Raw genomic sequence first — 25,163 nt, 5'->3', positions numbered from 1 at the left:
GTGGATACCTTGCGTAGTACTCTGTGGGTTGGTAGCACTTATAGTCATGTGGAAACTGTGGTACAACGTCTTTTAGGCGGAAAGAAGACATTGCCATGGCCAATGGCTGTGTATCGTGAAGGCAATTGTGTGCTAACTCCCGGAGAGTACATTGAAAATCCTTGGTATTTTTCTGCTCTGCTAGTGTCATCCTACGATGTGGATACAGTGGTATTGGTGTACCGTATAGGGGAACCATTTAATCCTTATCCACCAGCTACGGCAGGAGCCTTTAATCGCAATTTGGTAGGCGTTGTGATTACGAATGATGTATTAGAAACCTCTCAGATTGGTGAAAGTATTCGCCTACTACGACTAGCGGGTGCTAATGACATCTGTATCGTCGCGGATACGGCACAAGACATAGTAGATACAAACTTCATAGAAGATATTCCCATGGTGACCTATGGATACGAAGCTCTTAAAGAGATGTTATCTGTAAAGGTATGAATCTTTTGTAGTTGCACTTAGATTATAAATTCAAGGCATAAAAAAATATACTTTGGGGGGATGGCTTTTGCTGTCCCCCTAAGATATATTATAGAACCTCATTAAAGCAAACGATAGACAGGAAAGCATTAGTTACATAACTGGTGCTTATCTTTTTGTATATAACTAAATCTTATTTTACTTAACGCTTATAGATGTAGTATGATGAAATAGAAAAGCTTATTTCAAATAATGGAAATGGGTTGGAAGTAATACATATTTTAGACTCCTTATAAGATATAAGGTGACAATTTGTGTTCTACAATGGGCATGTAGGCACGGTATGTTAAGTAGCAAGTAGCTACAGTTAGGAGAGTAATGATGAAAGGGAAGGCGTTACGATTAGCAATTTTTGCTGGATTAGTAGGTTCTACAGTCAGTGTATTGAGTGCACACGCTATGACTGAAAAAGAGTCAGTAACAGTTTTAAACCCAGTAGTTGTGACAGCACAACGGTTTGAGACAAAAGATTTAGACACTCCAGCATCGGTGACTGTATTAGATCAAGAAGATTTAAAAAATTCTGGTGCCAAAAGTATCTTTGATGCTGTAGGACAAGCCACAGGGATTACTACATTTAGCTATGGACCTTTGGGGTTAGAATTTGGTGGCATGGAAAGTCGCACGAACATCCGTGGCTTAGATAGAAGCTCTCTAGTGTTGGTCAATGGTGCGCCCATCAATTTAGATGGAAAAAATAGCTTAAATGGCTTGATGATGGATAATGTGGAACGTATTGAAATCGTTCGTGGAGCCGCGTCTGCACAATATGGGTCGGAGGCGCTAGGTGGAGTGGTGAATGTAATCACTAAAACCCCTACTAAAAGTCACGGTAGCATCGAAACCCGTATCGGAAATGAAGGGTACAAAAAATATGCAACCACAGTAGGAACTGACAAAATTGAGATTTCTACATCGAAAGAATACTATGGTGCACAAGCTAAAACATCTCCTGACAGAATAGGACGTAATTATTATAATACACGCAATAAAGGGTATGCTCATAATATAGCAGTGAATGTAAAACCACATGACTATGTGACTATTAATTATATGCGTCAACAAAGTGATTCTACGTATGGACAAATTAGTACTATACCAAAGGCGAAATGGACAACTAAAAAATCGGCATTAACAGAGACTAAATATTGGCATTATCGAGATATAAAAAATAATGGTTCTATTGTTTATGATGATACCACAACAAAAGCTACACTATTTTTTAATACTCGTCGACTAGTAGGTGAAAGTAACAGCTTGGCAAACCCTAAGTATGTACAAAGTCCATATAATTATGGGGCCTATAAAATAGGAACAGAAGCACAACATACATGGAAATTGTATGGTGATACACATAAAGCAGTTTTAGGTGTAATGGGTGTACATGAGGCATACCAAGGATTATCAGATGCGAATAAGAAGGTAAAGGCTGATCGTAATATTATGGCTCTCTATGGCAATTACGAATTTCAAATTACACCATCTTTCAGTACTACTATTGGTGGACGTTATCAAGTAATCAATGATCCTATTAATAATCAAAATGTATTTACTCCGCAATGGCAAACACTGTATAAAATTGATAAGTCTAGATCGATATATACCAATGTGGGAAAAGCATTTACCATGCCGAATATTCATGATGCTTTTAAATGGGTTACAGATCTAAAAGATAAAAAAGTTTCGGAATACATTAAAATTCCTGGTGGCGACTTGAAGCCTGAAGAAGGTTGGAACTATGAAATCGGCTTCAAGCAAGCGAATAAACGTGATTCTTGGCGTGTTAGTCTGTATCATATGAGATTTAAAAACTTCTTTGATTGGGCAGAGAACCCTCTTGATGGAAATCGTAAAACTATTCGTATCAATGGCGGAGAGTTCCGTAATACTGGCATTGAAGCAGAATATAAATCCTATGTTACTAGTGATTTAATAATGACTTTAGGTGCATCCTACTCCAATCCTCAGAAACAAGAGATAAAAGCGACAAACTGGGTACAAACAGCACCTAAATTAGAATTGAATGCAGCATTTGATTATGAAAAAGATAAATGGCAAGCAGGCCTGTCGGCATCGTACTGGGGAATTCGGGCTTTCAATCGTGATGGAAAACGAAATCCGGCATTTATCAATGTGAATGCTCATGTGAATTACAGTCCTAATGAATCACAAACTATTGGACTCTATGTCAATAATGTATTGAATCGCCAAAATGTAATCTCACAAGGCGATTGGGAATATTGGGACTTACCACGTAATTACTATGTGAACTATTCCTATCGTTTCTAGTAGGTAAGATATGAAGTATTCAATCTTAGTCATTACGTCTATGACGAAACATTGGCAATGGGCGAAAGAACTAAAGCAGAAGTGTACAGATGAGACTATGTCTTTGGGCATAGTCTTTCTGTCATGCGATGATATGGAGTTAGTAGATATTCAACATGCTATTGACGGGGCGGATATAGTTCTATTTACTCATGTAGGGAGTACCTTAGATACTACTTTGGTAAAAGGGATTCACAAATATATTACACAGAAACAAGTTCCTTATGTATTACTATTCCATGACTCTTCGTCCGATGTGCAAAGATATGGTGTTGCAGATAGTGACATCGATCAAATTCAGGCTTATTTGCACCAAGGTGGAGTAGATAATTTTCTAGGGCTGTGCCAATATATGCTGTCTTTACGGGGCTATATGGGACCGGTGCAACCAGTAAAAGAATTGCCATATCAAGGTATTTTAGGTAGACAAGGGGAAGTGTATCAATCCTATGAGGCGTATCGTAAGGATTACAACCATGATGGTCCCGTGGTGGGCATCTTTTTCTATCGTGATGAGTGGGTACAAGGCCAATTAGACTATCCCTATGAATTGTATGATCGTGCATTAGAACAGGGGCTATCTCCTGTATTAGTATTTGGACAATATAGCAGCAAGGCTGGTGGACAATTACGGTGGTATGATTGTTGGCACACATTGTTTGATCATCAAGTGAAAGAGACCATATCTCTCATCATTAATACATGCAAGTTCTCCATCATTGGCTTGCAGGGGGCGAGTCGTGATGAAATGACGGATTTAGGAATCCCTATCTTGCAGGGCTTTGTTACCTATACTACTCTTGAAAGCTGGCAAACACGTTCACAAGGGTTAGAGCCTATGGATATATCCTTTTCCTTGTCATTGCCGGAAATAGATGGTATTTTAAACGGTCATATTGTAGGGACCAGAACGTACTCAGAGGAAAGAGTCTACTATTTCAAACCATATCCTGAGGGGATTCAAAAGTTAGTAGACCAAGCCAAACGATGGATTGCATTGCAACAGAAACATAGGTCAGAAGTAAAGATTGCTCTGTTCCTTCATAACTATCCTCCGAAAAACTCCCACATTGGTAATGCCTGTGGACTAGATACTCCAGAATCTGTATTGCGATTGTTACAAGAATTGCAAAATACAGGATATACAGTGGAAAATCTCCCTCGAACGAGTGAAGAACTCATGACCATTCTCACTAAACATGCTACTAATGACGTAGATTGCTTGACTGATTCAGCAGTAAAGAAAGCTCCAAAACTACCGAAACGAGTATATACGGCGTGGTTTTTAAAGCTGGATAGTGCTACCCAAGAAGCATTACTTCAACATTGGGGGGAGCCTATAGGTGAGATATTTGTAGAAGAGGATGAACTCATCATTCCTGGTGTGCCCTTTGGCAACGTATGGGTATTAGTACAACCGCCACGTGGATTCAGTGATAACCCAGATGCATTGTACCATTCACCAGATATTCCACCAACTCATCACTATGAAGGTGTGTACCATTGGGTGCGGACTGTCTTTCAAGCTGATGTAGCCATTCACATGGGAACTCATGGCAATTTAGAATGGCTCCCAGGTAAGGGTACCGCCTTAAGTGAATATTGTTATCCTCAATTAGGCATTGAAGATATGCCCAATCTATATCCATATTGGACAACTATCGTCGGTGAAGGTATCCAAGCTAAACGGCGTAGTCATGCTGTCTTGCTTAGCTATTTATCGCCGCCTATGAAGCGGTCTGGTTTATATGGTGACTACGAAACATTGGAACGATACCTTGATGAGTATGACCATATGAAAGCACAGGAAACAAACCAAGAGCAAGTAGTGCTAGGATATATTTTGTCTTCTATAAAAGATTGCCATTTGGAGCACTTGTGTGGCCGCTTCGACTGGTATCGAGAGGATGGTCAGGCACACTTTGCAGCAGATAGAATGGTGACAGATGAGGAGTGGCGCCACCTAGCAGAGTCGATTAGCAGTGACGAAGCAGAAGAACTGTTAGGAGATATTCATAATTATTTGATGGATATTCAAAACCGTCATATTCGTTGTGGATTGCATATTTTGGGGCAAAATCCAACTAGTGAAGAAGAAGAAGGATATGTAGATGCGTTCCTGGATATGCATGGAGTACCTGAAGGAACGGATCAAGAGACTCTGTGTACACAGTATGTAGAAGGGCTGCGCCAAACAACAGAGGAAATGGACCAACTATTAAGAGGTTTGGAAGGAAAGTATATTCCTCCTAATATTGGTGGTGCTGTTACGAATGGTGGTATCGATGTACTACCTATGGGACGCAATTTTTATGGCATCGACGAACGGACCTTGCCAACAGTGCCTGCCTATGCCATAGGCTGTGAACTAGGCGATGCATTACTCAATGAATATATTCGAGAAGAACAGCGATACCCAGAGGAAATCGGCATAGTGTTGTGGGCTGACAATACGCAACGTACCCATGGTCAATGTATTGGTGAAGTACTATATTTACTTGGTGTACGACCAGTATACATAGGGAGTCGTGTGTCCGGTTTAGAAGTCATACCTCTGGAAGAGTTAGGTCGACCACGGATTGACGTAACAAGCCGTATTAGCGGATTATTCCGAGACATGATACCTTCTGGTGTTATGTGGATTGCAAAAGCCGTGCAAATGGTGGGCGCTCTTGCTGAAGACCATAGTGTGAATTATGTAAAAAAACATATAGAGCTAGATACAGCTGCGTTAGTAGAAGAAGGTATGAATTATGAAGAAGCTATCAAAGCAGCCTCCATTCGTGTATTTGGTGATGCACCAGGAGCTTATGGGGCAGGGGTGAACCAAATTTTAGAACAAAGTAATTGGTCTACCCGTGAAGACTTAGCCAATGCTTATGTTACATGGGGCGGCTATGGATATGATGAGCAAGGGGAAATTATTCCGAGTCATCAGCAGTTTCGCAAGCGCCTAGGCTCCATTGAATTGACGGTGAAGAATGAAGATAATCGAGAGGTTAGTTTGTTGAGTACCGATGATTTCAACGCCTATCATGGTGGGATGATTGCTGCTGTAGAATCGATCAAAGGCGTACAACCGAAATCTTTTATAGGCGATACAACATATCGGAAAGACATATTGGTGCGTTCCTTAGAAGATGAAATTCAGCGTCAATTTCGCAGTGAACCAATGAACCCTATTTTTATAGAGGGTATGATGAAACATGGTTATAAGGGAGCAGCTGATATGGCTTCTTATGTACAGCATACGTATGAATGGGATGCTACTAGCGACATGGTGCAAGATTGGATGTATGATGCGTACACAGACGAATATGTCATGAATCAGGACGTACAGGACTGGATGCGCCAAGTGAACCCATGGGCTTTAGGTGCTATTTGTAGTACTTTGTTGGAAGCAGAACAAAGAGGACTTTGGAAAGCTACTGAGGAGCGAAGAGAAGGACTACGAGATGTAGCGATGTCTTTGGAAGATGATCTAGAGGGGTATTATGATGAACCGTAGAGTGTTGTGTTTGCTAATCAGTGTGCTCCTGTTAGGCGCCATTCTAATAGGTCTTACTAGCTGGATTTCTGCAATTACCCATAGTGAACCACCTAATCTTATACAAGGAGAACAACGAACAATCATCGATGATTGGGGACGAACGGTTACTATTCCTGTGGAAGCGAAGAGAATTGTCTCGTTGACCTCTGCCTACGAACCTATATTATTAGAGATGGTGGGGCCTAGTCGATTAGGGGCTGTTAGCTTTCTATCAAAAACAAAAGGATATGGGCCGAACTATGAACTGGCGAAATCTGTGAAAGTCTCTTTATACTCATATGCAGTGGAAAAAATTGTATATTTACATCCTGATTTGGTGATTGCTCCAGAGTATACAAGTCGAGATGTACTAGATGGATTAGAGCATATGGGAATTCCTGTGGTCATCATCAGCAGTCCTAAAACAGTACAAGAAACCATAGAGTTAGTGGAACGATTAGGATATGCTGTAGGTGCAGAGGATAAAGTTCACAGCATGACTGCTAAGATGAAGCAAGACATAGAAGAGGTGAAAGCTCTTTCGGCAGACACAAAAGGACAAGTAGTGATTTCGATGTCATCTATGGAGGGCTTTTCAGGGACAGGGAGTCTGTTTGATGATATGACTCGTGTCATGGGCCTTGTAAATGGGCCGAGCCATATGGGATATGCACCTAGAACGGCTTTCACAGAAGAACGTATTATTGAAATGGATCCTAATGTAATCCTCATACCAGTATACGACAAAAGTGAAATGGCCTGGCAAACACTATACCGAGATAATCCAGGATTGCAAACGGTAAAAGCCGTACATGACCATCGTGTATTGCCTATGAATGCGTCCAATTTATATGCAGGAAATCAATTTATTGGTGAATCTATGAAAGATATTTTGCGCATCGTTCGAGAGAGCGAGAAAGGAGAAGGCAACCATGAATAGACCGTGGTTCTATATGGTTGGCATGATGATACTGCTATTGGTGCTTATTGTCGTGTCCTTGTGTATGGGTATTATTCCCATCAGTGCTAATGATTTCTTGCATCTAACAGAGGAGCAAGAACGAATTTTATATTTTATACGTTTGCCTAGAATTTTAGTGGCTATTTCTATTGGAATGGCGCTAGCCATTGCAGGGGCTGTCATACAAGGTGTATTTGGTAACCCATTGGCAGATCCTGGTATTATGGGCGTTGTATCAGGGGCCTCCACAGGGGCTGTGATTGCAGTCGCCTTGGGTTTATCGTCAGTGAGTGCCTATTACATGCCGTCCTTTGCATTTATCGGAGCTTTGACAGCGCTAGGCATTACGATGTCACTCAGTTGGTATAAAGGGCGTATGGATCCTAGAATTTTATTGTTAGCGGGTGTTGCTATTAGTATGCTATTGGGCGCCTTAACATCTGGTATTTTAACGTTGATGAATGAATATCGTTTGAAAGAGTTTTTATTCTGGATGGTTGGCAGTTTAGAATATCGTCGGTGGGACCATGTACTTATTGCATTGCCTAGTATTGCTGTAGGAACAGCGATTATCATAGCCTTGAGCAAGCATTTAAATATTTTAGTAATGGGAGAAGTGGAAGCTAGAGCTGTAGGTATGAATACCAATCGGTATCGTATGATCTTCCTCGTATTATCGGCTATGATGACGGCTATTTCTGTATGTGTAGGTGGTAGCATTGGCTTTGTAGGTCTTGTGGTACCACATATGGTGCGCCTCTTGGTGGGGCCTGACCATCGCATAGTGATACCTGCTTCTGCCTTAGGTGGAGCTTGCTTTGTGCTATTATGTGATACATTAGGCAGAACTTTATTTCATCCAGTGGACGTACGTGTAGGTATTATGACAGCCGTATTGGGGACACCCTACTTTTTATTCTTGTTGCATCGTCTGAAAGTGAAAGGAGGTTCTCTATGAGTGATGTAGTATTGTGCTTAGAACAGGTATCTGTATATCGTGATGGACAACCTATCGTTCAAGAAGTAACCAAAGACTTTTACAAAGGTGAGTGCATTGGTATCATTGGAGCTAATGGGAATGGCAAAACCACATTACTGAAAGCAATTCGCCAGTTGTTACCTTATGAAGGGCGTATTTATGGTAATGGTCAAGATTTGGCGAAACAGTCGGATACCTTTATTGCAAAAACGATGAGTTATATGCAACAACAAGTGGAGATTCCTTACGCATTTAGTGCTGAAGAAATTGTTATGACCGGTCGCTATGCGTACCAGTCTTGGTGGGATAGTGAAAGTGACGAGGATCGCCGTATTGTGGAAGAGGTGATGGCCTATACAGGGGTATCGCATTTAAAAAATTACCATTTGGAACAGGTTAGCGGTGGAGAAAAACAACGTATCTTATTAGCAAAGGCATTAGCTCAGGAAACAGATATTATGCTCTTAGATGAGCCGACCTCTGCCCTCGATAAAGGTCATAGTGATGATATGTTTCGATTCTTTCAACATTTGTGCAAAGAGGGGAAAACCATCATTACTGTCGTGCACGATTTAGAATTAGCCGCTAAATACTGTAGTCGTCTACTTCTCATAGGGGAACATCGGGTTATCGCTGATGGTACGCCAAAAGAAGTGCTACGTCCTGAATATATTAAACGAGCCTTTGATATGGATACAGATGTATTTAGAGACGAACGGTATGGTCAGTTACGTATAGAAATAATTCCTAATAAAGGAAGATGGCAAGGAGATTAAGATGAGTGATCTATATCCTTTTACAGCATTAGTTGGACAAGATCAAATGAAGTTGGCATTATTGTTAAATGCCGTAGATCCACGGGTAGGTGGTGTGTTGATACAAGGTGATAAAGGAACGGCAAAATCGACAGCCGTACGGGGATTAGCGAAGGTCTTACCTAAGCATCGTGATGGAACGCCTATGAAAGTAGTGGACCTTCCTTTGCATTGTACAGAAGATAGATTGGTAGGTACCTTGGATATTGAGCAGATGTTGCAAGAGGGAAAGCAAGAATTTTCTCCAGGTATTTTATTTGAGGCCCACGAAAACATTCTCTATGTGGATGAAGTCAATTTATTAGAGGACTACTTAGTGGATACATTGCTAGATGTAGCGGCCATGGGGGTGAATCGTGTGGAGCGTGAAGGTATTAGCCATAGTCATCCATCACGATTTATTTTAGTTGGTACTATGAACCCAGAGGAGGGCGCTATCCGTCCGCAATTGTTGGATCGCTTTGGTTTATCGGTGACTGTGAAAGCAGAAACAGATGTGGCATTACGGATGGAAGTATTGCGTCGCCGATTGGCTTTTGAAGATAATCCACAAGCATTTATTGAATCCTACCGCAAGGATGATGAAGCCTTGCGCAAATCGATTGAAATAGCTCGTAAGGTGTTACCTACCATTGAGGTAGATTCAAATCTGTTAGAATTGATTGCCAATATATCGATTACCCTAGGGGTAGAGGGACATCGTTCAGATATTACTTTGCTCAATGCTAGTCGTGCCTTAGCGGCGTTACAAGGGGAGAACCATGTGACCATCGATCATCTGAAACAGTTGACACCTCTTGTAGTGGCTCATCGGATGAAGAGAAAACCTTTTGAGCAACGTGAATTTGATGAAACTATGTTAGAGAATCTATGGGCTACCTATGAAGAGGTACAGAAGTAGTAGAATCATCAAAGATTTTGTTAAAGGAGGTGAATGGTATGAGTTTACAACTGAATACAGGCATTCACCTCTTTTTGCAAGAACCTTTGTTGCGGACATTACTGATTTCAGGTGAAGTGGGAACGGGAAAAACTTATGCTCTGTTACAAGCATTGCATGATAGGGGCCGAACCTATACGACGATTACATCTCATACAGATGTGAGTGCTATGCAGGAAGCGGTGGATATACAAAGGACCTTAGAAACAGCTCAAATTGTAAAACAAGCACATCCTTGGGATGTGTATGACTTGCTCATCTGCGAAGGATTGGATCACTTTGACTGGTCCATGTGGTTACGGATTCTTTACGAGCAAAATCGGCGATACGAAGCGGGGAGACCATTACAAATCATTGGGACTTATACGGGAACAGAAGGGTTATCAGAGTGGGTCTATGATATGGATTTGTGGATACCCATAGAATCACCGGATGTGGACACTAGAGTGCGGGTCCTAGCAGATAGGGACGATGCGGAAACCTATGAGATAGGCGTGGCTCGTGAAAGTCACCACAGAGAGGGGACTCTTCACGAGAGAACAGTTATGGATGCACCTAGAACCCCCACCGTGCATGATAGTATATATACATATATTTCCAGTCTGGTAGAGAGATGTAACATTTCCTTTATGGGTATGGAATATATTTTACTAAAAGCGGCCATAGGTTTAGCTAGAGAAAAAGGCCATCTGTTTGTGGAGCCTACTGATGTAGAAACAGTACTCCCGTGGACATTACCACAAAAGATGAAGAAGCCAGTGAACCCTGGGATACAGCAAGATGGAAAAGGGCAGAATCCATCTGACCATATGCCATCTGATGAGACAAGAACTGGACAAGAGGAAACGGATGAGGCCAGTGCAAACGGAGGGGAAGAGAACAGTTCTTTGCAGAAGGCTGGCAATGGCCAGTTGCTGGATGGGCAAGGAGAAAGAAGTCCTCAGGGAATCGGATCAGATGGTGATGGATCTTATGAGATGCAAAAAGAAGTAAAAGAGGACATTAACCAAGATACAAATCAGGCAGAGAAAGAAAATGGTTCTGTCTATACGGAGTTAGATGGACCACTAGGAAATGATACAGATAGAGAAGGGCGCAGTACATCCCATAGAGGTAAGGTAGAGGAGTCCTTTGCACTTTCAGAAGCAGTGGAAACGCAGGTGTTACATTTATATGGGATGTTGCAATCTGGGCCGGCAAAGAAACACATAGACATCAGTGATGACGGTCGAGGCCCTAAGGTACATCGTCAAGGAACTACGGGGAGAACCATTGCATGGATACCAACGATAGTACAAGGGATTGTACGCAGTCGGCAAGTACCGATTCGGCTAACTATAGAAGATATCAGATATGCTATGTATCAGGAAATGCCAAAAGAAGCCATTTATTTAGTAGTTGATACAAGTGGATCTATGGGGCAGAGACAACGATTACAGGGGACAGAGAAGTTACTTTCACAATTGGTACAGATGATGTATGTAAAACGACAGTATGTATCGCTCATCACCTTTCAAAAGCAAGGGGCGCAATGTGTGGTGCCGCTGACACAGCGAATTGAGACCATCCCCAAAGCATTGGGAGAAGCTCGTATTGGGGGCAGAACGCCCTTTGTAAAAGGCATTGAGGAAGCGGTCAAACAGATAGGCAACGATATGTCTCAAATGGGGCATGTACAGGCAAAGGTCGTAATTATTACAGATGGGAAGGTCACCTCACAAGCACTGCAGGGAATAGACAATATCGGTAGATGGCTTGCGAATCAGGGAATACAAACGACGGTCATCGATACAGACACCAGTTTTGTTCGCATGAACCGCGCCAAAGAAATTGCTCATATGTTAGGGGCAGAACTTATAAATATTTCTCAATATAGATCGTACAACTAGTGATAGAATATATAGGTAATTACACGCTGTATATGCTACAATAGAATGTAGAATCCAAGTTTGGTTTGGTAAAAGGTAAGGTGTAATTATATATGAAACAACGACAAGATTATTTGCAAATGATTGCAGGTGAGTCAGTGTCCCGTAGACCAGTCTGGTTTATGCGTCAAGCGGGGCGTAGTCAAGAGGCGTATCGCAAGATAAAAGAGCGATATAGCCTATTTGAGATTACTCATCAACCAGAATTATGTGCAAAAGTAACGGCTCTGCCTGTTCATGAATATGATGTAGATGCGGCTATTTTATACAAAGATATCATGACTCCTTTGGTACCTATGGGTGTAGATGTAACCATTAAACCTGGCGTAGGACCTGTCATTGCAAATCCTATACGTTCACATGAAGAGGTAGCAAATTTACGTGATATTGTAGTAGAAGAATCGTTGGATTTTATGGTGAAAACGATTCAAATGTTAACGCAGGAAATGCTTACAGTACCGTTGATTGGCTTTGCAGGGGCTCCTTTCACATTGGCTAGTTATATGATTGAAGGGGGCCCTTCTAAAAGTTATCAAAAAACACGCCAATGTTTAGTAGCAACTCCAGAGATTTGGCATGCTTTGATGGAGCGCTTGACGACCATGTCCATTACCTATATGGAGGGGCAAATTAAGGCAGGTGTACAGGCCATTCAGATTTTTGATTCTTGGATTGGCGCACTTTCAATGGAGCAATATGAAACTGGCGTATTCCCGTATATGAAACAAATCATCGGAACCATCAAAGAGCGGTATCCTCATATCCCTATCACTATGTTTGGGGTAGGTACAAAGCATTTATTCCCAGTGTGGAAAGAATTGCCTTTAGATGTCATCGGTTGTGATTGGAGATGTTCTATTGCAGAAGCTAGCGCGATGGGCATTACACAGACATTACAGGGGAATTTAGATCCTGCCTATTTATTCGCAGATTGGAAAACAATTCAACATGAAATTGACCGTATTTTAGAAGAAGGTGCTGCCCATGGGAAGCATATATTCAATTTAGGTCATGGTGTTGTGCCAGATGCAAATCCTAAAGTATTGCGAAAGATCGTGGAGTATGTACATGACAGAGGATAAAGAGATACAACAAGTTTGTGTATTTGTGTTAGATTATGGTTCTCCTCGCTTTTTAGATGATATAGAAGGGTATTATACTCGTATACGAAGAGGTCATAGACCAAGTGAGGAAGAATTACAGCTTTTACGTCATAAGTATGAACGCATCGGTGGACAATCCCGATTAATGGAATCCACTGCATGGCAAGTAGAGAGATTACAAGAAGAATTACAGCAGGAACTGCATGGTGCAAAGGTAACTGTGGTACAAGCACATAAATATATAGAACCGCTCATTGCGGATGTAGCCAAAGAATTGGGCCACTATGATGCGGTAGTGGTACTCATGATGAATCCTTATGGGACAGATGTTTTAAATGGTTCTTATTTAGAACAAATACAATCATTTAGGGACACAACGTGGAAGGTGGTACAGAATTGGTGGGATGCACCGACATTAGTGAAATCTTGGGCAGACCGAATACAGAAGACGATGCGTACATTGCCTGCGACTGCGAAACCAATGTATGTCTTTACTGCCCATAGTGTGCCATTAATGAAAGGCATTTCCTATGATGGATATGTGCATAGTCTGCAGCAAGTGATGCAGTCCATAGCAGATCAATTGATGTTGCCAAATGCTACCTTAGCTTGGCAAAGTGCAGGTACTCGTGGAGAATGGTTAACGCCTACCGTGGAAGCTGTTACAGAACAAGCTAGCACAGAGGGATATACACATGTAGTATATATTCCCATCGGCTTTACTTGTACCCATATGGAAGTGTCCTATGATTTAGATATAGAACGGCGTGAACAATGTGATCATTTAGGTATGACCTATGTGCGTGTGCCTATGCCAGATGAGGATAATCTTTTTGTAAAAGCAATGGCGCATGGTGTCACACAAGCTCTATTACGGGAGGTGTAATGTGAAAGCAGCAATTATTGGCGGTGGGTTAACGGGACTATCATCTGCCTATTATATGAGTAAGGCATTTCCTCACTGGGAGATTCATGTTTTAGAATCCTCAAATCGTTGGGGTGGTAAAGTGCAAACAAAACGCCGTGATGGCTATGTAGTGGAAGTAGGACCTGATTCGTATTTAGCAAGAAAAACAGCTATGACAGATTTGGTGAAGGAATTGGGATTAGGTAATACCTTAGTGCGTAATGCCACTGGCGAATCCTATATTTACCATCAAGGTCAAATGAAACCCATCCCTGGAGGTTCGATTATTGGGATTCCTACGGAGTTTCTTCCCTTTGCTAAGTCTAGCTTATTGAGTTGGTCTGGTAAATTACGAGCTGGATTAGATATTTTTAAGAAGCCATATCCAGGAAACGAGGATATGAGTATCGATGCCTTTTTCCGCTATCATTTAGGAGATGAACTAGTCAATTTGTTAATTGAGCCCCTCTTATCCGGTATCTACGGCGGAGACTTAAAGCGCTTAAGTTTACTGGGAACCTTTCCAGAATTTCGTCAATTAGAACAAAAGCATGGAAACTTGGTGAAAGGTATGATGGCTATGCAGAGTATGCGCAAACAATCTGGAGCGGCTACAGAAGGTCAATTTGCCCAATTAACGGGAGGGTTAGAATCTTTAGTAGATGCTCTAGTGGAGCAAATGCCGAAGAATGTTTCTTTGCATCTATCTACTGAGGTACTAAGCGCATCCTACACAGATGAGCGCTATCTAGTGCAAACACAAGCAGGTACTGATGCTTATGAGAGACTTGTAATCACCACGCCACCGAAATCCTATGAACATTTTTTTGTAGGAGATGCAAATTTTGAAGAATTGCGCCATATGGAACAATCCTCTTGTGCCATTGTTATAATGAGCTTACCAAAATCAGCGTTTACAAAACCATTGCAAGGTACAGGTTTTGTCATCACCCGCAGTACAGAGACACCATTGACGGCATGTACGTATATTTCTAGCAAATGGCCACAAACAACACCGCAAGATAAAGTTGTACTGCGTGTCTTTTTAGGAAAGCCTACAGACTCTACGGTAGATACGCACAGTGAAGAAGAACTGTGTGAATTGGCGCTTTCAGAAATACGAAATATATTGAAGTTTACAGGAAATCCAGAGTGGATGGAAGTAGTACGTTTACAAAAAAGTATGCCTCAATATGAAGTAGGTCATAAAGAACGAGTGGCCACACTCGTGAAGCATGTGGCAGAACATTATCCAGGACTAGCATTGATTGGAACGCCATTTAAAGGGGTAGGCATGCCAGATGGCATCAAACAAGCATATGAATTAGTAGAAGCATGGAAAGAAGAAACTAAGGAGGTAGTTCCTATGGACACACATACAGAATCTAACCACGGACACCATGGAGTAGGTCCAGTGGAGGGGCGTCAAGAACCTAAGCACGGTCATCATGGAGCAGTGTCTATGGAAGGAAGTCCAGAAATAACAGGACTAGAAAAAGTGCCTGAAACATACGAAGGTTGGTTTAGCTTACACGCTAATTATTCCATCAATTTTGAAAAATGGAGAACTTGGTCTCCTGAGCAACAAAGTGAAGCATTACAATCTTTTAAGGAATTTATTGGCAATTTAGAAAGAGGCCATGAAGCTCACGAAAGTAGCTATACTATGTACCAAATCAATGGTCATAAAGGTGATATTATGTTTTGGTTCTTGCAACCAACTTTGCAAGAGTTGAATGAAGTAGAGCTGACACTAAAAAAATTGCCAATCTTTAGCGTATTACAACCGGAATCTTCTTTTGTATCTGTTATTGAAGTAAGCAATTATGTAAAATCTCCAAAGGATCATCCAAAAGTGCAAGCCCGGTTATACCCTAAAATTCCTAGATTGGCTTGCATGTGCTTTTACCCTATGGCTAAGCAACGTAATTTGACAGATAATTGGTATATGCTAGATCGTCAAAGTCGTGGTAGTATGATGCGTTCTCATGGTCAAATTGGCAAAAAATATGAAGACACTATCAAAGAGTTTACCACAGGCGCCTTTGGTATGGACGATTGGGAATGGGGAATTACTTTGATGAGTGATGATCCAATTCAGTTCAAAAAAATCGTCAATGAAATGCGCTTTGATGAAGTAAGTGCTCGTTTTGGTATCTTTGGACCATTTACGATTGGTACTATTCTAGATATGGATGGTATAGATCATCTATTTTCCTAATGCATCAATAGGCATTACACTATAAAGAAATAGAATTGCGACAGGTTTGCATACTAGTACCATACTGGATTGTATAATCTGTCGTGTTTTTATTTTCCCCAATGTGGTGACGTTCACTAAGAGTTGTGGCTAACATCTATGATTGAGTCATTTTTTATATCATTTCGGATAGAACTATTTGTATCTTAGTGATACTTATGCAGTGGTTATATGTTGTTATATGGTATAATAAAAGATATGATGAAGGAGTGATGTTATGAAATTGTTAGCCATAGATTTAGATGATACGCTGTTACGTGATGATAACACCGTGTCTGACTATACAAAAACAGTGCTTAAACAAGCACAGGAGAAGGGAATTGAGGTACTTATTGCCACAGGCCGTATGTACCAAACGGCATATCCTGTAGCACATCGTTTAGGCTTAGGCGATGTACCGATGGTACTGTATTCTGGCGGTATCATTCAACGTGTGGAAAGTAAGGAACTTATTTGGGAACGAGCGATTCCACCAGAGGTAGCCCGTAAAGTATTAGCCATAGCAAAAGAGCATAATATCTATATTCAGTCCTATATTGATGATGAATTGTTAGTACACAGTGAAACAGAGTTTTCTCGTCTCTATGAAGAGATTACAGGAGCCAAAGCTGTGTATGTAGGGGACGCTATCTATGAACCTCAAAAAGGGACGAATAAACTATTAGTGGTGGAAGAGCCTGAACGTATGACAGAGGTCATTGCTATTCTTTCCGAAGAAGTAGGCGATATGGTTGATTTAGTTCGGTCCAAGGTGAACTTCTTAGAAATTGTGGCACCTCGCGTATCTAAAGGGGAAGCTTTGGCTTTCATGGGCGAACGATTGGGCATCGGTTTAGAAGATATGGTATCCTTTGGTAATTCAGAAAATGATATTTCTATGTTACAAGCGACGGGCCATTCTGTGGCAGTAGGAAATGCTGAGGACCATGTGAAGACGATTGCCAAAGAAGTATGCGATACAAATGAAAATGATGGTGTCGCTAAATGGATCGAAGTGAATGTGTTATAAAATTTTGTAGGAGGGCCTCATGGAAGGGTTTCGTTTAATCATCGTGACCGGTATGTCCGGAGCAGGTAAAACACAAGTGATGCAAGTCTTGGAAGATATGGGATATTTCTGTATCGACAATATTCCTCCTGTGTTGATTCCTAAGTTTAGTGAAATTTGTCGTCAAAGTGCAGGCACTAAAGTGAGTCAAGTGGCCTTAGTGGTAGATATCCGTAGTCGTGAATTTTTTGATGATTTAAACAGTGCTTTAGATGATTTGACGGCAATGAATGTGCCTTATGAAATTGTATTTATGGAAGCTAGCGATGACACTTTGATTCGTCGTTATAAAGAAACACGTCGCAGTCACCCATTGGCACCATCAGGTCGCATTAGTACAGGGCTTTCACAAGAACGAGCACTCTTGGCGGATGTGCGTAGTAAAGCGGATCATATTATCGATACCACAAACATGAAAACATCGGCGTTGAAATCATTTATGCGCCGTACCTTTAGCCACGTGAAAGAACAAACCGATGGGATGGCGATTACGGTGGTAAGTTTTGGGTTTAAATTTGGCATGCCGAATGATGCGGATATGGTATGGGATGTACGATTCTTACCTAACCCGTACTACATTCCTGAATATCGTCATAAATCGGGGCGTGTACCGGTGGTGAAAGATTACATCCATTCCTTTGAAGTGACTGATGAATTTAAAAAGCATTTCTTTAGTACACTGGATTTTCTTGTGCCAAATTATGAACAAGAGGGAAAAAGTCAATTTGTGGTAGCTGTAGGTTGTACAGGTGGTATGCATCGTAGCGTGGCCATGGCGGAAGCACTGTATACACATTTGAAAGAAAAAGGCTGTAATGTTTCAGTGGAACATCGTGATATGATGCGTAATCATGTAGAAGAAGATGTGAATCCACGTTCTCGATTAGACCTATAAAGAAAGGAGTGGGACGATTCTTTCGTCTCTCAAGCCTATGAAACATAATAATTGGATGCGCTGGTTTGCGCCAGGCATTAATATTAAGCGGTGGCTATTCCTATTTTCTTTAGGCACGATTTGGCTGGTAGTGGGTGTTCTTATGATGATGAACTACCAGTGGATTAGCAACTTTGAAGATATTTTCTTGGAATTTTTATTTCATCTCACAGGATCCTATAACTATACTGTTATTGCTAGTCTTGGTTTGGCTGGCATTGTAGCGGGGATAGTAGCTATGTTGTGGGGCATACGTAAGCTCATTCAGACCATAGTGAATGCGATTTTACCGAATACAGAAGATGGCGTGAGCGATTATATTTTTGAAAAAATTCGTTTAGGGCAGGGGCCTAAAGTTGTTGTCATCGGTGGTGGTACTGGTTTATCCATGCTATTGCGAGGGTTAAAAAGTAAAACCACAAATTTAACGGCCATCGTGACGGTAGCAGATGATGGAGGTTCTTCTGGTCGCTTGCGGGAAGATTTTCAAATGATTGCCCCTGGAGATTTGCGTAACTGCTTAGTAGCATTAGCGGAAAAAGAAGGACTCATGGAAGAACTATTCCAGTATCGATTTACTAAAGGGGCAGAATTGTCAGGCCATAGTTTTGGGAACTTATTCTTAACAGCTATGACTCAAGTGCTGAAAGATGATGTGGAAAAAGCCTTAGAAGCATCTAGTAAAATCTTACGAGTTCGGGGACGTGTTATTCCCTCGTCTACGGAAGAAATCAAATTGATTGCGAAATTGACAGATGGCACTATCGTAGAAGGGGAAAGTAATATCCCTAATGCGGGTAAGCCCATTGTGAAGGTCTATACGGAACCACATAGACCATCTCCTGTAGGAGCGGCCTTACAAGCCATTGATGAGGCGGATGCCATCATTTTAGGACCCGGTAGTTTATATACTTCAGTCATGCCAAACCTACTGATTGATAAAGTAGCAGATCACATTGCTAATTCTAAAGCAGCTAAGATTTATATCTGCAATGTGATGACACAGCCTGGTGAAACAGATGGGTATACTGTGTCTGACCATGTGAAAGCCATTGAAGCCCATAGTGAAAGAGGGATAATCGATACGGTGTTAGTGAATGACAATCGAATCCAAGATGCTACATTAGAACATTACAAACAAGCTGGTCAAGAACCAGTAAAAGTAGATATGGATGTATTACAATCGATGGGGATTCGGACCGTTCGTGCAAATTTAGTAGATAGCCAAGATAAAGCAGTTCACAATTCTGAGCGGTTAGCGAAGGTGGTCATGGATGTGGTCTATGCTTTGCAGACCGATATTGAACCGCATATTTTAGAATATTACTTACAACGAGAAGATCATTAAGTATGAAAGTAGAGCCTCTAGAGGCTCTATTTTCTAGTAGAAGTAGAAAAGGAGAGGCTATGTCATTTGCAGAAGATGTAAAAAATGAATTGTGCCAATTTAAAACAGAAGATGCGTGGGCATCCAAGGTAGAGGCCTCTTGTTTATTACGGATGGGTGGATCTATCTTATTAGGAATGCAAGGACGTGTAGGGGTGCGTTTGGTGACGGCCAATAATGCTGTAGCTAGACGAGTACTGGGAATCATCAAAGAACAGTATGATTTACCTACTTCTGTACTGGTGCGTAAAGGATTAAATCTACGCAAAAAAAATATGTATACCTTAACGGTAGAACCAACAGAACCGAGTCGTCTTGCTTTAGAGGATTTACAATTATGGCCCGTAGATGCTATGATTCCTGATGCATGGTTGAAAGATATGGAGTCCCGGCGTGCCTTTTTGCGCGGTGCCTTTCTTGGCTGTGGTTCTGTAAATAAACCGCAAAGTGATTACCATTTAGAGTTTATGACGACCAAAGAAGATTTTGCGGATCAAATTATTCGTGTTTTAAAAATGTTTCGTCTCAATGCACGGAAGGTAGAGCGTAAAGAAGAGTTTGTAGTCTATTTAAAGGAAGGCGATGCAGTGACGTCGTGCTTACAAATTATGGGAGCTCAATCGGCGCTGATGGACTTTGAAAATGTGCGTATTATGAAAGATGTTCGTAACACTATCAATCGACAAGTCAATTGTGAAACAGCAAATCTACAAAAAACAGTGAATGCAGCAGTACGCCAACTCGATGCGATCCGTATCATTGATAAGCATCAAGGTCTTGATTCGCTGCCAATTCGTCTTTATGAGGCAGCTATATTACGTCAAGAGTTTCCTGATGGAAGTTTGCAAGAATTGGTAGATGCCTATGAAACAAAATACAAACGAGAATTGACGAAATCTGGCATTGGACATCGTTTGCGTAAATTAGAGGCCATTGCCTTACAATGGGAGCCAGATGGGCTTACGATAGAATAGAGGTAGTATGAAATTAATGAATAAAACACAATGGAAACGGTGGTTGCTAGGTAGCGTATTAGCCTTATTGGGCTTGGGTACTACCTATGGACAAGCGCCAAAAATTGTTAATATTGATGACTATACATTTACTCCTTTAGCGGTGAGAACTGTAAAAGAAATGGATACATTGTTGTTGTCAGATAGTCCCGAATATGTCAAAGAGCCTGGGATTGTAGCAGGTGGTACACTTCACGGGAAAAGTCGTATTTACTTTTATCATGTCAATGAAGGAACAGAACCGATGAAAGTAGGTATATTATTGGAAAATAAAGGGAATGTACCAGCATTCGTAGAGATTGAGCGAGCTATCTATGCGAAACCGAGTCCAGACTATTTTAAAGTAGGGCGAGAGCTTTCAAAAAAAGAAATGGCTACAACAGAATTAGATTTGGGAACTTGGGCGCAAGAAGAAGTTAATATCCCTGTTCGATCTAAAGTGACAAAAAAAGAAATTAACCAACAAAAAGAAAATCTCGAAAAATCTCGAAAAGCAAAGGTAAAGAGAGTGGAAGAAGAAATTAAAAAGGATGCCACATCACGAACTATCTCTTTAGTCTCACATGATACTAGTGGTACAGAGTTTGTATTGCGTCCAGGAGAAGTACGTCCTATTTTCACTGAGTTGGAAAAAGTTTTGATGAAGCAAGATGATTTATTTAGCGGTATCATCGATTTTTCAACTTCGGAACCTGTCTATGCCTCTGTGGCGGTGATGGAACCTAAATCAACAGTTACCTATGGGTTACCGTTGCTACCAATTCATCCTATGGATGATGTAGAGTTGCGTGGTACTTATGAAGGGATGCGTAGATTCCATGTGGTAGAACCAAAGTTTAATAGCGACGCAGGTCCTGCAAGTTTTGAAATTGCCAATGACCGAGAAGATGCCTTTATTAGTGGTGTTGATGAGACTAGTAACAATAAGCTGGTGAAAAACAAAGGTAATTATGGTATTTCCAATGTATACGTGTTGCATACAGAAGGGAAAACACCATACGCCTTGTATTTTAACCCATTAGGAGGGGCGTTCAGTGGTACATTTAGGATTACATCTTCTAAAGGTGCATATACCTATGATGTGCCTGTAAAAGGTCCCTACTTAGGGCATCAAACGATTTATGACACACAATTGCTAGATGTATTTGATAGACCAGAAGATTTGATACTAGAATACATGTCACCAGGGGCGTCGAATTTACCAGTTAGATTTTTGTTGATTCCTCAAGTTGAAAAGGAATTGAAAAATGATGGTAAAGCATCGGAGTATGTGACGAACTTAGTCAATAAAATTTTGGGAAAATAATCAAGTTTTTATATAAATAATCTAAAAAGATATCTTGAATTAACATAAATATAATTTAATGTATATGAGAAAATAATCCTGTTGATATCAGAAACTATGCAAATTGAAATTTTATGATATATTTTAAAATAATCTAGATAGACAAATTTTATATTGACAATCATTGCCAACTATACATATAATGGGTATTAGAAATGATACTCAGATTAAAGTAGGCGATGTATTTCGGCAAAGAGGCCCATTTGTTAGTCGTATGAGACAACAAGTGGGCTTTTTTTGAAAGGAGGAACATGAGTCAAAATAGAATGAATGCTGTCGAAAAGTTTAAACCGAAAGTGATGGATTTAGATATGTTGTCTACCACAGAGGTGGAACACGGCACTATTTATGAGATGAATACTCCCCAAGGCAAGGCGAAGATGCATAGTTATCCGGTGTTTGGTGGGGTAGAATTAACTTTCCAAGAGGTGACTATGAAAGAAATTCGTCATCGGGCGAAACCTTTAGAAGGTATGTTTGAAATCCATTATTGTAAAGAAGGGCGTATTGAGTGCGCCTTTGATAATGGAAAAGTGTTATATATGGATGAAAATGATATTTCTGTGGGGTGGAAAGAGTCACCTAGTTATGTACACTCTACGAAGTTTCCGACTGCTTTTTACAAAGGAATTAATTTGTCTATTTATATTCCAAAATCTCAAGAAATGGTCAATAAATTTGTAGGTAATGATAGTATCGATCTGCGAGAAATATGCAATCGGTTCTGTAATGATTTTGAATTTGGCTTTGTATGTCGTAGAGAATCAAGGTTGAGTGATATTTTCAAAAGTTTATATGATGTGCCAATGGAAGTGATGCCAAATTTGTTTCAATTAAAATGCATGGAAATCATCCTGTTGTTAAGTACATTAACGGCTGATTACGATTGTTGTATGCCATATTTTGAACGCAAACATGTAGAAAGTGTGAAACGTATGCACGAATTTTTGATGAAAAATTTAAATCAAAAACCGACTATTGAAGAGTTGGCAAAAACATATGGGTTAGCACCAACGGCATTAAAGAAATGTTTTAAAGGGATTTATGGCAGTAGTATTCATCAGTATGTAAAGCATATGCGAATCAAAAAAGCAGCCAAAGATCTAGTAAATACAAATGATAGTATTCTCAGCATAGCTAATCGATATGGCTATGAAAATGCCAGTAAGTTTGCAGAAGCATTTCGGGTCATTATGGGACATAAGCCAAGTGAATACAGGAAGAAAAATAAAATGTCTGAATGGATTGAATAGAAGCTTTTTAGAGTAGATTTGAAAATATTAAATTTGCTATTATATACATAAGCTGATAAAAATTATCATATTTTTAATGGAGGTAACAATATGGACAGCCTTTTATACATTGTACATTTATTTAACAGCGGTGGATTAGTAATGTATCCATTGGTAATTTTATCAATCATTGTAATTGCGATTGGCATTGAGCGTTATACGTATTTCAAAGCTAATACTGCATTGCTAAAAGAATTTAGTCATGATGTGTATTTTGCAGTAAAAGAAAATGATTGGGCAAAAGCAAAAGAATTATGTGCGGCTAACCAAACTGCGACAGGTCGGATTTTAAATGCAGGATTAAGGTACTCCAAAAATGAAGCAAGCATGAAAAATGCGTTTTCTGAGCAAATGATGATTGAAGCATCTCATTTGAAAATTCATTTGGACTACTTAAGCGCTATCGTAACCATTTCTCCATTGTTAGGTTTATTAGGAACAGTATCTGGCATGATTGGTACATTTAGTATCCTTGACAGTGGTTCTGGTGCCTCTGCTATCTCTGGCGGCGTTGGGGAAGCCTTGATTGCTACAGCAACAGGTTTGTTAGTTGCCATTTTATCTTTCTGTGTGTATACATATTTCAGTCATCGTATGGATGCCATCATCAATGATACAGAAACATTATCTGTAGTGTTATTAAATGGTATGAAAGAGCAATGGAGTGATTCTCATGTTTCAAAATAGTCGATTAAAAATGAAACCTGAGTTCATGATTGTGCCAATGATTGATATCATATTCTTCTTGTTGGTGTTCTTTATGATGAATAGTATCGAAACAGTGGCACAAAAGTCCTTGGGTGTACAGTTACCACAAGCACAATCAGCAACACAAGTCAAACAAAGTCCTGTGATTCTCACCTTAGATAAAGAAGGTCATATTTTGATTGACTCTAAACCATATAGTATCGATGAAGCTCGTAATTACATTACTAGCAAAGTAGTAGAAAATCCAAACACAGCGGTACTACTACAAGCAGACAAAAATACGCAACATGGATTCGTGGTTGCCATTATGGATATGCTAAAAACGATTGGGGTTAAGAAGTTCTCAATTGCTGCTAGCTAGAAAGGATGACACATGGAACAATATATTTCCTGGAAAAAATCCTATATAATCTCCGTTGTAATCCACATTATTCTAGCAGTTGTATTAGGCCTTGCTTTAGTCTCAGTAGTTGAGCATAAGGAGACAGAAAATGCTTTTGAAATTGACATGTCTATCTCTGACGATTTAAAAGCATCCGCTGGCGGAGGTGGCGGAGGTGGCGGAGTGTCCTTCCCACAACCTCTTTCCCAAGAAGTTGTACAAGCAAAAGTACAGGCTGCACAGCAAAGCATTTCTTCTCCAGTGCCAGTAGAGGATGCCGTCAATGTACCAACTTCTACGAATGCTACGACAGGTACTAGTGATGGAACCTCCAGCAACCAAGGTACTGGTGGCGGATCTGGTGGCGGTAATGGCACTGGTAACGGTACTGGCGATGGTAGTGGCAATGGATCTGGTAGCGGTGGTGGATCTGGCACTGGTAGCGGTGGAGGTAATGGTGATGGTGTAGGTACTACAACCGGTAATGCCCCATTTGACTGGGCAGGTTTCGTAGCTACTGTACAAGCCAATGCACAAGGAACATACCCTCCGATGGCAGTAAAACGTAACTTACAAGGTAGTGTTAGCGTAAGCGTAACTATCGATGCAGGTGGTAACATCGTATCTGTATCTGCTGGCGGTGGTCCAGGCATCTTAAATAGCCACACCCAAGATGTTGTCTATGGAATAGGCAATTATCCAAATGGTAGTGGTTCAACAGTATCAAATACATTCACAGTGTATTACACATTGAATGGCGACTAGTGCAAATGCAC

20 protein-coding genes are annotated in these 25,163 nt (G+C 40.6%); all 20 read left to right on the top strand.

Annotated features, from left to right (window positions below; translation table 11 throughout):
- Positions 1–489, top strand: coding sequence for a EutP/PduV family microcompartment system protein (locus tag EO127_RS03230; protein ID WP_127447980.1), 489 nt, complete (start codon positions 1–3; stop codon positions 487–489).
- A 357-nt stretch (positions 490–846) separates the two neighbouring features.
- Positions 847–2,817, top strand: a complete 1,971-nt coding sequence (locus EO127_RS03225; protein ID WP_127447979.1) for a TonB-dependent siderophore receptor — start codon at positions 847–849, stop codon at positions 2,815–2,817.
- 10 nt (positions 2,818–2,827) lie between these two features.
- Positions 2,828–6,364: a cobaltochelatase subunit CobN gene (locus EO127_RS03220; protein ID WP_127447978.1), complete on the top strand. Its 3,537-nt coding sequence runs from the start codon at positions 2,828–2,830 to the stop codon at positions 6,362–6,364.
- Positions 6,351–7,325: an ABC transporter substrate-binding protein gene (locus EO127_RS03215; RefSeq protein WP_127447977.1), complete on the top strand. Its 975-nt coding sequence runs from the start codon at positions 6,351–6,353 to the stop codon at positions 7,323–7,325. Before EO127_RS03220 ends, EO127_RS03215 begins: the two co-directional genes overlap by 14 nt.
- Positions 7,318–8,304, top strand: a complete 987-nt coding sequence (locus EO127_RS03210) for an iron ABC transporter permease (protein ID WP_127447976.1) — start codon at positions 7,318–7,320, stop codon at positions 8,302–8,304. The genes EO127_RS03215 and EO127_RS03210 overlap by 8 nt, the downstream gene beginning before the upstream one ends.
- Entirely contained in the window at positions 8,301–9,101 is an 801-nt protein-coding gene (locus EO127_RS03205) for an ABC transporter ATP-binding protein (protein ID WP_127447975.1), read from the top strand. Before EO127_RS03210 ends, EO127_RS03205 begins: the two co-directional genes overlap by 4 nt.
- 1 nt (position 9,102) lies before the next feature.
- Positions 9,103–10,041 carry an ATP-binding protein gene (locus EO127_RS03200; RefSeq protein WP_127447974.1) on the top strand — a complete coding sequence of 313 codons (939 nt, stop codon included), beginning with the start codon at positions 9,103–9,105 and terminating at the stop codon, positions 10,039–10,041.
- Positions 10,042–10,079: 38 nt separating this feature from the next.
- Complete coding sequence (locus tag EO127_RS03195; RefSeq protein WP_127447973.1) at positions 10,080–11,969, top strand: VWA domain-containing protein; 1,890 nt, start codon at positions 10,080–10,082, stop codon at positions 11,967–11,969.
- A gap of 92 nt (positions 11,970–12,061) precedes the next feature.
- Positions 12,062–13,090, top strand: a complete 1,029-nt coding sequence (gene hemE / locus EO127_RS03190; RefSeq protein ID WP_127447972.1) for a uroporphyrinogen decarboxylase — start codon at positions 12,062–12,064, stop codon at positions 13,088–13,090.
- Positions 13,077–13,997 carry a ferrochelatase gene (gene hemH / locus EO127_RS03185; RefSeq protein ID WP_164742267.1) on the top strand — a complete coding sequence of 307 codons (921 nt, stop codon included), beginning with the start codon at positions 13,077–13,079 and terminating at the stop codon, positions 13,995–13,997. The genes hemE and hemH overlap by 14 nt, the downstream gene beginning before the upstream one ends.
- A gap of 1 nt (position 13,998) precedes the next feature.
- Positions 13,999–16,239, top strand: a complete 2,241-nt coding sequence (hemG, locus tag EO127_RS08800) for a protoporphyrinogen oxidase (RefSeq protein WP_240645982.1) — start codon at positions 13,999–14,001, stop codon at positions 16,237–16,239.
- 256 nt (positions 16,240–16,495) lie between these two features.
- Positions 16,496–17,287, top strand: coding sequence for a Cof-type HAD-IIB family hydrolase (locus EO127_RS03170; protein WP_127447970.1), 792 nt, complete (start codon positions 16,496–16,498; stop codon positions 17,285–17,287).
- A 19-nt stretch (positions 17,288–17,306) separates the two neighbouring features.
- Positions 17,307–18,221 carry an RNase adapter RapZ gene (gene rapZ, locus EO127_RS03165; protein WP_127447969.1) on the top strand — a complete coding sequence of 305 codons (915 nt, stop codon included), beginning with the start codon at positions 17,307–17,309 and terminating at the stop codon, positions 18,219–18,221.
- Between the two features lie 37 nt (positions 18,222–18,258).
- Positions 18,259–19,608, top strand: a complete 1,350-nt coding sequence (yvcK, locus tag EO127_RS03160; protein WP_164742266.1) for a gluconeogenesis factor YvcK family protein — start codon at positions 18,259–18,261, stop codon at positions 19,606–19,608.
- A gap of 59 nt (positions 19,609–19,667) precedes the next feature.
- The gene (whiA, locus tag EO127_RS03155; RefSeq protein WP_127447968.1) at positions 19,668–20,621 is read left to right on the top strand and encodes a DNA-binding protein WhiA; all 954 of its coding nucleotides are present in this window, start codon (positions 19,668–19,670) and stop codon (positions 20,619–20,621) included.
- A 7-nt stretch (positions 20,622–20,628) separates the two neighbouring features.
- Positions 20,629–21,966: a hypothetical protein gene (locus EO127_RS03150; protein WP_127447967.1), complete on the top strand. Its 1,338-nt coding sequence runs from the start codon at positions 20,629–20,631 to the stop codon at positions 21,964–21,966.
- Positions 21,967–22,256: 290 nt separating this feature from the next.
- Entirely contained in the window at positions 22,257–23,258 is a 1,002-nt protein-coding gene (locus EO127_RS03145) for an AraC family transcriptional regulator (protein WP_127447966.1), read from the top strand.
- Between the two features lie 90 nt (positions 23,259–23,348).
- The gene (locus tag EO127_RS03140) at positions 23,349–23,984 is read left to right on the top strand and encodes a MotA/TolQ/ExbB proton channel family protein (protein ID WP_127447965.1); all 636 of its coding nucleotides are present in this window, start codon (positions 23,349–23,351) and stop codon (positions 23,982–23,984) included.
- Positions 23,971–24,366 carry a biopolymer transporter ExbD gene (locus EO127_RS03135; RefSeq protein ID WP_127447964.1) on the top strand — a complete coding sequence of 132 codons (396 nt, stop codon included), beginning with the start codon at positions 23,971–23,973 and terminating at the stop codon, positions 24,364–24,366. Before EO127_RS03140 ends, EO127_RS03135 begins: the two co-directional genes overlap by 14 nt.
- A gap of 12 nt (positions 24,367–24,378) precedes the next feature.
- Entirely contained in the window at positions 24,379–25,152 is a 774-nt protein-coding gene (locus EO127_RS03130; protein ID WP_127447963.1) for an energy transducer TonB, read from the top strand.
- Positions 25,153–25,163: the final 11 nt, after the last annotated feature.

The organism is Veillonella sp. 3310 (assembly GCF_003999875.1).
Lineage (GTDB): Bacteria > Bacillota > Negativicutes > Veillonellales > Veillonellaceae > F0422.
This window is presented reverse-complemented; position numbering and strand designations above follow the sequence as displayed.

What these genes read in the sequence shown, in the direction of transcription:
- EO127_RS03225 (WP_127447979.1), top strand. Translation starts at nt 847, where the DNA reads ATGATGAAAGGGAAGGCGTTACGATTAGCAATTTTTGCTGGATTAGTA.
- rapZ (WP_127447969.1), top strand. Translation starts at nt 17,307, where the DNA reads ATGGAAGGGTTTCGTTTAATCATCGTGACCGGTATGTCCGGAGCAGGT.
- EO127_RS03195 (WP_127447973.1), top strand. Translation starts at nt 10,080, where the DNA reads ATGAGTTTACAACTGAATACAGGCATTCACCTCTTTTTGCAAGAACCT.
- yvcK (WP_164742266.1), top strand. Translation starts at nt 18,259, where the DNA reads ATGAAACATAATAATTGGATGCGCTGGTTTGCGCCAGGCATTAATATT.
- EO127_RS03150 (WP_127447967.1), top strand. Translation starts at nt 20,629, where the DNA reads ATGAAATTAATGAATAAAACACAATGGAAACGGTGGTTGCTAGGTAGC.
- EO127_RS03140 (WP_127447965.1), top strand. Translation starts at nt 23,349, where the DNA reads ATGGACAGCCTTTTATACATTGTACATTTATTTAACAGCGGTGGATTA.
- EO127_RS03145 (WP_127447966.1), top strand. Translation starts at nt 22,257, where the DNA reads ATGAGTCAAAATAGAATGAATGCTGTCGAAAAGTTTAAACCGAAAGTG.
- EO127_RS03170 (WP_127447970.1), top strand. Translation starts at nt 16,496, where the DNA reads ATGAAATTGTTAGCCATAGATTTAGATGATACGCTGTTACGTGATGAT.
- EO127_RS03200 (WP_127447974.1), top strand. Translation starts at nt 9,103, where the DNA reads ATGAGTGATCTATATCCTTTTACAGCATTAGTTGGACAAGATCAAATG.
- EO127_RS03135 (WP_127447964.1), top strand. Translation starts at nt 23,971, where the DNA reads ATGTTTCAAAATAGTCGATTAAAAATGAAACCTGAGTTCATGATTGTG.
- EO127_RS03210 (WP_127447976.1), top strand. Translation starts at nt 7,318, where the DNA reads ATGAATAGACCGTGGTTCTATATGGTTGGCATGATGATACTGCTATTG.
- hemH (WP_164742267.1), top strand. Translation starts at nt 13,077, where the DNA reads ATGACAGAGGATAAAGAGATACAACAAGTTTGTGTATTTGTGTTAGAT.
- EO127_RS03220 (WP_127447978.1), top strand. Translation starts at nt 2,828, where the DNA reads ATGAAGTATTCAATCTTAGTCATTACGTCTATGACGAAACATTGGCAA.
- EO127_RS03130 (WP_127447963.1), top strand. Translation starts at nt 24,379, where the DNA reads ATGGAACAATATATTTCCTGGAAAAAATCCTATATAATCTCCGTTGTA.
- whiA (WP_127447968.1), top strand. Translation starts at nt 19,668, where the DNA reads ATGTCATTTGCAGAAGATGTAAAAAATGAATTGTGCCAATTTAAAACA.
- hemE (WP_127447972.1), top strand. Translation starts at nt 12,062, where the DNA reads ATGAAACAACGACAAGATTATTTGCAAATGATTGCAGGTGAGTCAGTG.
- EO127_RS03215 (WP_127447977.1), top strand. Translation starts at nt 6,351, where the DNA reads ATGATGAACCGTAGAGTGTTGTGTTTGCTAATCAGTGTGCTCCTGTTA.
- EO127_RS03205 (WP_127447975.1), top strand. Translation starts at nt 8,301, where the DNA reads ATGAGTGATGTAGTATTGTGCTTAGAACAGGTATCTGTATATCGTGAT.